This window comes from Pseudomonas sp. WJP1 (assembly GCF_028471945.1).
Classification (GTDB): Bacteria; Pseudomonadota; Gammaproteobacteria; order Pseudomonadales; family Pseudomonadaceae; genus Aquipseudomonas.
This window is the reverse complement of record NZ_CP110128.1, coordinates 5589225-5600714: the sequence shown is the minus strand read 5'-3', so window position 1 is coordinate 5600714 and position 11490 is coordinate 5589225. Positions and strand designations below refer to the sequence as shown.

Below are 11490 nucleotides of genomic sequence, written 5' to 3'. Positions count from 1 at the left end.
TGACGCATTGAATCTGCGTCGTAGGGAAGGTAAGCAAGATGGTACAGGTGAGAGCACACCAGCCGATCAACACCGACGGCAGTATCAATCTCGAGGCTTGGCTCGATCACGCGGTCAGTGTCGATCTGGCACTGGATCGCGAAGCCTTGAAAGAAGCCTGCGAGTACGCTCGCGAGGCCGAACAACAAGCCAATGCGGCGAAGAACCTGTGGTCCGAAGGGACCTCGAGTTTCCGCACTGGCCTTGAGATCGCCGAGATCCTCGCCGACCTCAAGCTCGATCAGGATTCGCTGGTTGCCGCGGTTCTCTACCGTGGCGTGCGTGAAGGCCAGATCCCGTTGCCGGCGGTCAGCCAGCGCTTTGGTCCCGTAGTCGCCAAACTCATCGACGGCGTGCAACGCATGGCGGCGATCAGCGACAGCCTGAGCCCGCGTAAATCCATGGTGATGGGTACCCAGGGCCAGGTGGAAAACCTGCGCAAGATGCTGGTGGCCATGGTCGACGACGTTCGCGTCGCCCTGATCAAACTGGCCGAGCGCACCTGCGCGATCCGCGCGGTAAAAACTGCCGATGACGAAAAGCGCAACCGTGTCGCCCGCGAGGTGTTCGACATCTACGCGCCGCTCGCCCATCGTCTGGGTATCGGTCACATCAAGTGGGAACTGGAAGACCTGTCCTTCCGTTACCTGGAGCCGGACCAGTACAAGCAGATCGCCAAGTTGCTCCACGAGCGGCGACTTGATCGCGAGCGCTTCATCAGCGACGTGATGAGCCAGCTGAAGAACGAGTTGCAGGCCACCGGCGTCGATGCCGACATCAGCGGCCGGGCCAAACATATCTATTCGATCTGGCGCAAGATGCAGCGCAAGGGCCTGGAGTTCAGCCAGATCTACGACGTGCGCGCCGTGCGAGTGCTGGTTCCGGAGATGCGCGACTGCTACACCGCGCTCGGCATCGTCCACACTTTGTGGCGGCACATCCCCAAGGAGTTCGACGACTACATCGCCAACCCCAAGGAAAACGGCTATCGCTCGCTGCACACAGCGGTGATCGGGCCTGAGGGCAAGGTGCTGGAGGTGCAGATTCGTACCCATGCCATGCATGAGGAGGCCGAACTCGGCGTGTGCGCGCACTGGCGCTACAAAGGTACTGACGTCAAGTCTGGCTCCAATCACTACGAAGAAAAAATCTCCTGGCTGCGTCAGGTGCTCGAGTGGCACGAAGAGCTGGGCGACATTGGCGGGTTGGCCGAACAGTTGCGGGTCGATATCGAGCCCGACCGGGTCTACATCTTCACCCCGGACGGTCATGCCATCGACTTGCCGAAGGGGGCGACACCGCTGGACTTCGCCTACCGCGTGCACACCGAGATCGGTCACAACTGCCGTGGCGCCAAGATCAACGGGCGCATCGTGCCGCTCAACTACAGCCTGCAAACCGGTGAACAGGTCGAGATCATCACCAGCAAGCATGGCACCCCGAGCCGTGACTGGCTGAACCCGAACCTGGGTTACGTCACCACCTCGCGGGCGCGGGCGAAGATCGTTCACTGGTTCAAGTTGCAGGCCCGTGATCAGAACGTCGCCGCCGGTAAAACCCTGCTGGAACGAGAGCTCAATCGCCTCGGCCTGCCGGCGGTGGATTTCGACAAGCTGGCCGACAAGGCCAACATGAAGACTGCCGAGGACATGTTCGCCGCGCTCGGTGCCGGCGACCTGCGCCTGGCGCAACTGGTCAACCTGGCGCAGCAACTGGTCGAGCCGGAACGTGGCAACGAACAGCTGGAACTGATTCCACGCAAGGCTACCGGCTACAAGCCAGGCAAGCGTGGCGATATCCAGATCCAGGGCGTGGGCAACCTGATGACCCAGATGGCGGGCTGCTGCCAGCCGCTGCCGGGGGATGCGATCGTCGGCTACATCACCCAGGGCCGCGGCGTGAGCATTCACCGCCAGGATTGTGCCTCGGTGCTGCAATTGTCCGGGCGCGAGCCTGAGCGGATCATCCAGGTCAGCTGGGGGCCGGTACCGGTGCTCACCTATCCGGTGGACATTGTCATCCGTGCCTACGACCGTTCCGGATTGCTGCGTGACGTTTCGCAGGTGCTGCTCAACGAGCGGATCAACGTGCTGGCGGTCAATACCCGCTCGAACAAGGAGGACAACACTGCGTTGATGTCCCTGACCATCGAGATTCCGGGGCTGGACGCGCTGGGGCGTTTGCTGGGGCGGATTTCCCAGTTGCCGAACATCATCGAAACGCGGCGTAATCGTACGCCGTGAAGAGGCCCCTGTAGGAGTGAGCCTGCTCGCGATAGCGGTGTATCAGTCAGCATCAAAGGTGACTAATACACCGCTATCGCGAGCAGGCTCACTCCTACAGGGTATTGTGGTGAGACATAAATAATGTACAGCCTTGAAGACCTGCTACACCTGATGAACCGCCTGCGTGACCCGCAGTACGGTTGCCCGTGGGACATCAAGCAAACCTACGCGACCATCGTCCCGCACACCCTCGAGGAAGCCTATGAAGTCGCCGATGCCATCGAGCGGGGCGACTTCGATCATTTGCAGGGCGAGTTGGGGGATCTGCTGTTCCAGGTGGTGTATTACAGCCAACTGGCCCGGGAGGAGGGGCGCTTCGAATTCGCCGGCGTGGTCGACAGCATTACCCGCAAGCTGATCCGCCGTCATCCGCATGTATTTCCCACCGGCGATCTGTACGCGCCGCTGGATGTACCGCGCTTGAATGAAGAGCAGGTCAAGCAGCGCTGGGAAGAGATCAAGGCCGAAGAACGCGCGGAGAAATCCTCTGCACCGCAACAGTTGTCCTTGCTCGATGACGTCCCTGCTACGCTTCCGGCGTTGTCCCGGTCGGCCAAGTTGCAAAAGCGTGCAGGGCAGGTCGGTTTCGACTGGCCCGATGCGCTGCCGGTGCTGGACAAGGTTCGTGAAGAGCTCGATGAGATACTCGAAGCGATGGCCGACAACGACTCAGTGGCGATTGCTGATGAAGTCGGCGATCTGCTGTTTTCCGTAGTCAATCTGGCGCGTCACCTCAAGGTCGATCCAGAAACTGCGCTGCGTGGCGCCAACAGCAAGTTCGAACGACGCTTCCGTTTTATCGAACAGGCATTGCGCGACACCCACCGTCCCATGGAAGATTGCACCCTCGAAGAGTTGGACGCCCTGTGGGGCGAAGCCAAACGCCAGGAAAAGAATGTGCCCAGCTGCGGTTGAGCAGTTGCCTAAGTGAGTAATAAGCACCATGAGCATTTCCCTTCGCGACCAGTTGCTCAAAGCAGGGCTGGTCAACCAGAAGCAGGCCAAGCAGGTCAGCAAAGACAAACAGAAACAGCAGCGTTTGGCCCACAAGGGGCAGATCGAGCTGGATGATTCCCAGCAGCGAGCGGCCCAGGAAGCCATGGCCGAGAAGGTCAAGCGCGACCAGGAACTCAACCGCCAGCAGCAGGAAAAAGCCGAGGCCAAGGCCCGTGTCGCGCAGATCAAGCAATTGATCGAAGCCACGCGCCTGCCGAAGTTGACGACCGAGGACTACTACAACTTCGTCGACGACAAGAAGGTCAAGCGCCTCTCGGTCAACACCCTGATGCGCAACAAGCTGAGCAACGGTTCGCTGGCCATCGTGCATCACGCCGGCGGCTACGAAGTGATTCCCCGTGAAGCGGCCCTGAAGATCCAGGAGCGCGATCCGCAACGTATCGTGCAGCTGAATGTGAAGACCGAAGAAGTTGCCGCCGAGGATGATCCGTACGCGGCCTATCAGATCCCGGATGATCTGATGTGGTAAGCGGTTGACGGCTGCAACAACGACAAACCCCGCTCATGGCGGGGTTTGTCGTTTTCAATGCTGTCGTTGCTCAGGCGGAGCGAAGTTCTCTTTGCTGCTCCAGTGTTTCCAGTTCGGCCTTGTAGTTGCGGGCGTCAGTCTCGGAATGGAACATCCCGACCAGCAGGTCCTGTTGGTACACATCCCAGATCCGGATGCCGGCGGCTACGCCTTCATGGGACATGTGTGAATCGTCGCGTTCAGTTACTTTGACAGTCATCTGCTAGCTCCAATCTCTGTTATCTGCAGCAAGGCATGTGCAGGACTCTGTTATAGAGTTTGGTAGCTTGCTAAGTAAACGACTGAGTTTGGAAAGGGTTTGTTGCAGAATTGGAAACAGTCCTGCAGCCCGCGTAATCCGCGACATTCAGTCGCAGGTCGTTGAGTTCCATGACAAAAGCTTCATGTTCAGAGCGACGAAAGCGGCGGATGAACCCGGTACCTGTAGGAGCCAGGCTTGCCGGCGAAGGCGTCAGTTAGTGCGCCTTCGCCGGCAAGCCGGTCTCCTACAAAAGCAAAAGCAAAAGCAAAAATGAAAGACAAAAAAAACGCCCCGAACCAGTCGGGGCGTTTTCATGTGCAGCTCAACAGCGGGGAATTACTTGCCTTCCCAACGCTTCAGTACCAGCGTGGCATTGGTGCCACCGAAACCGAAGCTGTTGCTCATCACGGTGTTGATGGTGGCGTTCTCGCGGGTCTTGGTCAGCACCGGCAGGTCGGCCACTTCCGGGTCCAGCTCGTCGATGTTGGCGGAACCGGCAATGAAGTTGCCTTCCATCATCAGCATGCAGTAGATCGCTTCGTGAACGCCGGCGGCGCCCAGGGAGTGACCCGACAGGCTCTTGGTGGAGCTGATGGCCGGAGCCTTGTCGCCGAACACTTCACGCACACCTTTCATTTCCGCGACGTCGCCGACCGGAGTCGAAGTGCCGTGGGTGTTCAGGTAGTCGATCGGGGTGTCGACGGTGGACAGCGCCTGCTGCATGCAGCGGATCGCGCCTTCGCCACTCGGGGCAACCATGTCGTAGCCGTCGGAGGTCGCGCCGTAGCCAACGATTTCCGCGTAGATCTTCGCGCCGCGGGCCAGGGCGTGTTCCAGCTCTTCAACCACGACCATGCCGCCACCGCCGGCGATGACGAAACCGTCACGGTCGGCGTCATAGGCGCGGGAAGCTTGTTCCGGGGTGTCGTTGCGCTTGCTGGACAGTGCACCCATGGCGTCGAACAGGAACGACTGGCTCCAATGCTCTTCTTCACCGCCACCGGCGAACACGATGTCCTGCTTGCCCATCTGGATCTGTTCCATGGCGGTACCGATGCAGTGAGCACTGGTGGCGCAGGCAGAAGCGATGGAGTAATTCAGGCCCTTGATCTTGAACGGAGTGGCCAGGCAAGCGGAAACGGTGCTGCTCATGGTCCGTGTCACGCGGTATGGGCCAACGCGCTTGACGCCTTTCTCGCGCAGGATGTCCAGCGCTTCCATCTGGTTCAGAGTGGAGGCGCCACCGGAACCGGCGATCAGGCCGGTACGCGGGTTGGACACTTGCTCTTCGGTCAGGCCGGAGTCAGCGATGGCGTCTTTCATGGCCAGGTAGGCGTATGCCGCCGCGTGGCCGACGAAGCGATAGATCTTGCGATCGATCAGTTCTTCAAGGTTGAGGTCAATGGAGCCGGAAACCTGGCTACGCAGACCCATTTCGGCATATTCCGGGTTGAACCGGATGCCAGGGCGGCTTGCACGCAGGTTAGCGGAGACGGTCTCTTTGTCATTGCCCAGGCACGAAACGATGCCCAGACCAGTGATAACGACGCGGCGCATGCGGATAACCCTTAGAAGTTGTCAGTGGAGGTGAACACGCCGACCCGGAGGCCTTCGGCGGTGTAGATTTCGCGACCGTCGACAGTCACCGAACCATCGGCGATGGCCAGGTTCAGCTTGCCCTTGAGGACGCGCTTGATATGAATGTTATAGGTGACTTTCTTGGCGGTCGGCAGGACCTGGCCGAAGAATTTCACTTCGCCCGAACCCAGCGCACGGCCACGGCCCGGCAGGCCTTGCCAGCCCAGGAAGAAACCGACCAGTTGCCACATGGCATCGAGGCCCAGGCAGCCCGGCATCACCGGATCGCCTTCGAAGTGGCAGGCGAAGAACCACAGGTCCGGAGTGATATCCAGCTCGGCGACCAATTCACCTTTGCCGTACTTGCCACCCTCTTCGCTGATCAGGGTGATGCGATCGACCATCAGCATGTTCGGGGCGGGCAGTTGCGCGTTACCTGGGCCGAACAGCTCACCGCGACTGCAGCGCAGCAGGTCTTCCCGGGTAAAGGCGTTTTGTTTGGTCATGCGAGCTCCTCAATAGTCCCATGCGGCAGGTGGGGCAAATCTTCCCGGCCGATCGAAGCGTTCATGCCTCGAACCGGCAGCCTACTCATAGACTATTGCGTTGTAGTGAAAGTCACAGCACCAAGGACATGAATGTACACTTGTGCACTGAAATTTTTAATCAAGCCCCTTTTCGAGCTTGTACGGGTGCCTAAGACTGCCGCACTTTCGCCTTTCACGCCAGTCGCAGATGCTCGAAAGGCCTGTACTACTGCACCCATCGCTGCAGAATTTGCTGAAGATCAGTGCGTTTGAAGGGCTTGGCCAGGTAATCGTTCATTCCCGCCGACAGGCAGGCTTCGCGATCCCCCTGCAAGGCGTTGGCCGTCAGGGCAATGATCGGCAAGTCGGTGCAGCCGGGCAGTTCACGGATCTGCCGGGTGGCCTCATAACCGTCGATGACCGGCAATCGGCAGTCCATCAGGATCGCTTCGAAGATCAGACTCTCGGCACTGCGCACCGCCTGCGCGCCATCGGCGGCAACGCTGACAGTAAAGCCCAGGCTGCGCAGCATGGCTTCGATCACGGTCTGGTTGACCGGGTTGTCCTCGACCAGCAGCACATTGCGCCCTTCGCCGTCACCCTTGTGAGTCGATACGCGCGGTACCCGCGCCGGCAAGGCTTGTTGATACAACGCCAGCGGAATTTCCAGGGTGAACACCGAGCCACGGCCTTCCTCGCTCTGGGCGCGCAAGGTGCCCCCCATACGTTCGGCGAGCGTGCGTGCAATCGGCAGGCCCAGGCCAGTGCCGCCATAGCGTCTTGAAATGGAACTGTCGGCCTGCTGGAACGCATCGAACATCATTTCCAGGCTTTCGGGGGGAATGCCAATCCCGCTGTCGCGTACCGTGCAGGTGAACCACAGCAGTTCGTGATCCAGGGATTGCCACTGCGATTCGATGCGCACGCGCCCTTGTTCGGTGAACTTCAGGGCATTGCCGACCAGATTGACCAGTATTTGCCGGATGCGCGTTGGATCGCCCTGGACCTGCAGCGCGCGCATGTCCCCCGGAATCTGCAGCTGCAGATCGAGCCCGCGTTGCATGGCGCTGTGTTGGAACGACTGGGCGCAACTGCCGATCAGGTCCGCGAGGTTGAACGGAATATGCTCCAGTTCCAGTTCCGAGCGTTCGATACGCGAAAAATCCAGAATGTCATTGATGACTTTGAGCAGGTGCTCGGTGGATTCGGAGGCCAGCGCGGCGTATTCGAGCTGTTCTTCGGTCATTTTGGTGGTTTCCAGCAATTGCAGCATGCCCAGCACGCCATTCATCGGCGTGCGCAGTTCGTGGCTCATCATGGCGAGGAAATCGGACTTTGCGTTGTTGGCTTTTTCCGCTTCCTCGCGGGTCTGGATCAACTGCGCCATGGCCTGGTGCTGTTCGTGGCTGGCCTGCTCAAGCCCCCTGGCGAGGTTGTTGATGTGTTGCGACAGGGCGCCCAGCTCCGTGTCGTCAACGATGGGCAGGGGCGTTTTGTAGTCGCCGGCCTGGATCGCCTTGACCGCGTTGCCGATATCGCGGATCGGTTGCGACAGGCTCGCGGCCAGGCGCCGGGCAATCATGAAAGTGAACAGCAGGGCGAACAGCGCCAGAATGCCGGCCTTGAGCAGGATCTCCTGCTGGCGCTGGCTGAACGCATCACTGGACAGGCCAACGATCACCCGGCCCAGGTAATCCTCGGCGGGCGCCTTGGGCGCCGCGGTGCCGTCCTGGAAAAAATCATTGTGCAGCGCGATCCGTTGCAAGCGCACGGGGGCCTGGAAGACTTCGATCTGGTGCGGCTTCTGATAACTGGCCGACGGTTGCTCGACATACACCAGAATCCGGTCGGCGCTGTCCTGCACCTCCAAAAACCGTACGTTGGGCGTGGCCAGCGTGGCCTTGAGCAGGCTCTCGAGCACCTCGTTATTGCCCGAAATCACCCCGTATTCGGTGGCCGGCGCCAGTTGGTTGGCAATCAACTGGCCGGTGTGGTTGAGCTCCTGGCGCAGGTCCTGGATCCGCACGAAGGTGAAAAAACTGATCAACAGCAACGTCAGCAGTAGGGCGGGGCCGAGGCTGATGATTTGAGTTCGGGTACTGATGTCCCAGCGGCGACGGAAGGTCATGGGTGGCGTTCTCCTTCTGCCAACAGCGTGGCGACAGCCGCTTCGTTTACCTGTTCAAGACCCAGGGAACGAGACACCTGCGCATTGCTCGAGACTTTGAAACGGTGTGGGTACTGGGTGCGTGGCCACGTGGCGGGTGGCAGGTCGAGCAGTTCATCGAGAATCGCCAGCCAGTCGCTCTGATCACTGTAGGTGCTGGCCAGGCTCCCGGCCTTGACGAATCCTGCATTGGGGCCGATCAAGGCCAGCTGTCGCGCATAGCTGCTGAGCAACAGGTTCTTCGCGGTTTTCGGGTTGTACAGATCAGGGTCATCAAGGCCCAGCACGACATCGCTGTTGTCCAGCAAAGCCTGCAAGGGGCGACTGTCCTGGGTGTTTTCCCAACGCTCGGTGACCACTTCAAGGCCCAAGGGATGGGCGGCCTGGCGCAGTTCCCGCAACAGGAACTCGCTATGGCTGTCGTACAGGACGCCTACCCGTTTGACCTCGGGCAGAAGGACGCGGGTAAGGCGCAATTGGCGGTCCAGTGGCGGATCGCTCCAGAGCAGGCTGAGGTGCGCGGGCACGGCGTGCCCCAGATGTTGCCGTGCCTGCAGGCGGCTGATGCGCAGCACCAGTGTCGACGGGCCGCGGGGATCCTGCAGGCGCCAGTCGAGGCTGGGCAGGTCGAGCAGGATCAAGCGGGTGTCCGCCGGCAGCTTGTCCGGTGATGGCAGGCTGGCCAGGGGCTGGAAGCGCACGGTGTCGGCCGGTCGCAATTGTCCCAGCGCCTGGGCAAAGGACTGCACGCCGGGGCTATCGTCGACACCGGTGAGGAGAATGTCCGCGGCGCTGGCTGACAGGCTGTGTAGCCAGCCAGCGAATATCAGGCAAGCCAGGGCCAGCAGATGGCCAAGGGTTGGCGGATTGCGCGGCGGAAGATGCGGCATCTTAAAACGCCAACTGCGCGCTGAAATACATCAAGCGACGCTCGTCATAATTATTGTCGACAAAGGTGGTGGGCTGGTTGTCGAGGCGCTGCTGCAGCACACCGGCCAGTTCCAGATGCGTCTTGCCCAGGCGGATGCGCCGGGCGATGCGTGTGTCGACGCGTTCGAAGCGGTAGTCGTTGAGCGCGTCGTCAGCATAATAGAAGAGCGCACTGTTCCAGCCATGACCCCAGTCGCGCAACCAGGCGGCAGAGCCACTGTTGCGTGCGGTCTGTTGCGCATCCTGCAGGTTGCTCGCGTCAGCATCGACGTACGCATAGGTCAGGCGCAACCGGTCGGCGCTGCCGATTTTCCAGTCGAGTTGGGTTTCCGCTCCGCTGTAGCGCGCGGTGTTGGCATTGCTGGCGATGTACTGATTGTTGCGCAGCGGCTCGCTGATCATCCCGGTGATCTCGTCGTAGAACAGTTTCACATCGACGGCCAGCCCCGACTCGGCAAAGTAACCGTTGTAGCCCAGTTCCCGGGAGCGCATGTGTTCCTGGTCGAGGTCACCGGGCCCGCGAGTCTTGACGAAATAGCCGGCACTGGACTGGCCAAAGGCGCCGGGTTGCAGGTGGGTGACCTGGTAGCTCCAGTTGACGTTGTTCTCGAACATGTCCGGGGAGCGGATCGCTTCCGAGTACACCGCACGCAAGCCGTGGCGCGGATTGATCAGGTAATTGACCGCCATCCGTGGGGTCAGTGAGCTGCCGATCAACTGCGTATCCTCGAACATGGCTCCGCCCTGCAGTAGCCAGTGTTCGCTGGCGCGCCATTCGAGCTGGCCGAAGGCTCGCCAGGTGGTGTCGTCGAGGGTGCCATTGAAGTAGGTCTCGGAGTCTGCCCGGTCGTAACGATAGTTCAAGCCACTGACCAGCCGCAGGTTATCGGACAGGCTCAGGGTGTCCTGGACTTCAAGGTCGTAGCGCGTCTCCCGGGTGCTTTGGTCGATATCGCCGCAGACCGTTTGCCGGGCGCCGTTGCGCCATTGGTTTAGGGCTTGATTGGCCAGTGCGCGTTTAGCCGGATCGCCCTCGGGTGCTCCTGAGCCAAGAAAGCTCTCGATGTTGCGTGCCAGGCGTTCAGTGTAGTTCGGGTCGAGTCGCCAGAGCTCGGTGAGTTCGGGGCTGAACGATACTTCGGCATCACAGGCGCGCCAGGTTTGCTGACGGTCCCAATGCTGGGCCGAACCCTGGATATAAAGACTGTGCTCGGTATTGAAGTCGAAGTTCCAGCGCAGTGAGCCGGCGTAATCCTTGGCGTTGACGTCGGAATTGTCTCCGGCGCGGGTAATCCCCGAAAACACCGGGCGGTAGGTATAGGGTCGCTGATTGGTGCCATCCTTGGCGTTCACTTGCCAATCGATGCTTTGCCGTTCGTCGAGCGTCTGACTGACGGCAAGGTTGAAGCGCTTCAGGCGTCGGCTGTCATGGTAGTCACCGCCGTTGCGGTCGACGTCGAAGCCATCGTCTTGCTGGCCAGACAGGGACAGACGTAAATCGCCGTCGTCCCAACCCACGCCCTGGCTGGCATAAAAGTCGTCGATGCCACGCTGGCCGCGTGTGACTTTCAGGCGCGTACCATGGCTGTCGGCCGGGTTGCGCGTGATGATGTTGACCACCGCCATCAGCGCGTTGGCGCCATAGCTGACGGTGTTCGGGCCGCGGAAAACCTCGATTCGCTCGATGTCTTCCATGGCCACCGGAATATCGCTCCAGTCCACTGTGGCCAGCCCCGCGCGGTACACCGAGCGGCCGTCGATCAATACCTGCATGCGTCGCGCCTCGGTGGCGCTGGTGCCGTGGTAATTCACCGTGGCCTGGTTGCCGCTGATGTTGCCGACCATCATGCCCGGTACCAGGCGCAGTACCTCGCTGATATCCCGGGCGCCACTGGCAGTGATCAGCGCACTGTCGAGCACCGTCATGCTGCCCGGCACGGCAGCCGGCGACTGTTTCAGCCGGGTGGCCGTGAGCACTTGCGGCAACGGTTCGCTGTCGAGAAACAGGTCATCGGCCAGCACCGGCGAGCTGAACACCAGCGCCAGGACCAGCGGCGAACGGGGTGAAGACGAACCCAGGGACACAACACATCCTTGTCAACGATCGATGGCGCGCATGTTAACCGAGCTCGTTGACTTTTCCAGTCACGATGTAAGCATTTTCCTGGGTATTACCG

General features: G+C 60.5%; 9 protein-coding genes. 3 read left to right on the top strand and 6 right to left on the bottom strand.

The features are described from left to right. Positions 1-38: 38 nt before the first annotated feature. The 3 genes from relA to OH720_RS25095 all read left to right on the top strand — a co-directional run bounded on the left by relA (position 39) and on the right by OH720_RS25095 (position 3810). The gene (relA, locus tag OH720_RS25105) at positions 39-2282 is read left to right on the top strand and encodes a GTP diphosphokinase (RefSeq protein WP_272603307.1); all 2244 of its coding nucleotides are present in this window, start codon (positions 39-41) and stop codon (positions 2280-2282) included. A 123-nt stretch (positions 2283-2405) separates the two neighbouring features. Then, a complete protein-coding gene (mazG, locus tag OH720_RS25100) occupies positions 2406-3239 on the top strand; it encodes a nucleoside triphosphate pyrophosphohydrolase (protein ID WP_272603306.1) in 834 nt (277 codons plus the stop codon). Between the two features lie 28 nt (positions 3240-3267). After that, positions 3268-3810, top strand: a complete 543-nt coding sequence (locus OH720_RS25095) for a DUF2058 domain-containing protein (RefSeq protein WP_180202728.1) — start codon at positions 3268-3270, stop codon at positions 3808-3810. 70 nt (positions 3811-3880) lie between these two features. Here the strand turns inward: OH720_RS25095 and OH720_RS25090 are convergent, their stop codons facing one another. The 6 genes from OH720_RS25090 to OH720_RS25065 all read right to left on the bottom strand — a co-directional run bounded on the left by OH720_RS25090 (position 3881) and on the right by OH720_RS25065 (position 11398). Next, positions 3881-4069 (bottom strand): hypothetical protein, encoded by a 189-nt coding sequence (locus tag OH720_RS25090; protein ID WP_272603305.1) that lies wholly within the window; start codon positions 4067-4069, stop codon positions 3881-3883. 378 nt (positions 4070-4447) lie between these two features. After that, complete coding sequence (gene fabB, locus OH720_RS25085) at positions 4448-5668, bottom strand: beta-ketoacyl-ACP synthase I (RefSeq protein WP_007957797.1); 1221 nt, start codon at positions 5666-5668, stop codon at positions 4448-4450. An 11-nt stretch (positions 5669-5679) separates the two neighbouring features. Next, positions 5680-6195, bottom strand: a complete 516-nt coding sequence (gene fabA / locus OH720_RS25080) for a 3-hydroxyacyl-[acyl-carrier-protein] dehydratase FabA (protein ID WP_003179264.1) — start codon at positions 6193-6195, stop codon at positions 5680-5682. A gap of 247 nt (positions 6196-6442) precedes the next feature. After that, positions 6443-8344 (bottom strand): ATP-binding protein, encoded by a 1902-nt coding sequence (locus OH720_RS25075; protein ID WP_272603304.1) that lies wholly within the window; start codon positions 8342-8344, stop codon positions 6443-6445. After that, entirely contained in the window at positions 8341-9273 is a 933-nt protein-coding gene (locus tag OH720_RS25070; protein WP_272603303.1) for an ABC transporter substrate-binding protein, read from the bottom strand. Before OH720_RS25070 ends, OH720_RS25075 begins: the two co-directional genes overlap by 4 nt. 1 nt (position 9274) lies before the next feature. After that, complete coding sequence (locus OH720_RS25065; protein WP_272603302.1) at positions 9275-11398, bottom strand: TonB-dependent receptor plug domain-containing protein; 2124 nt, start codon at positions 11396-11398, stop codon at positions 9275-9277. Positions 11399-11490: the final 92 nt, after the last annotated feature.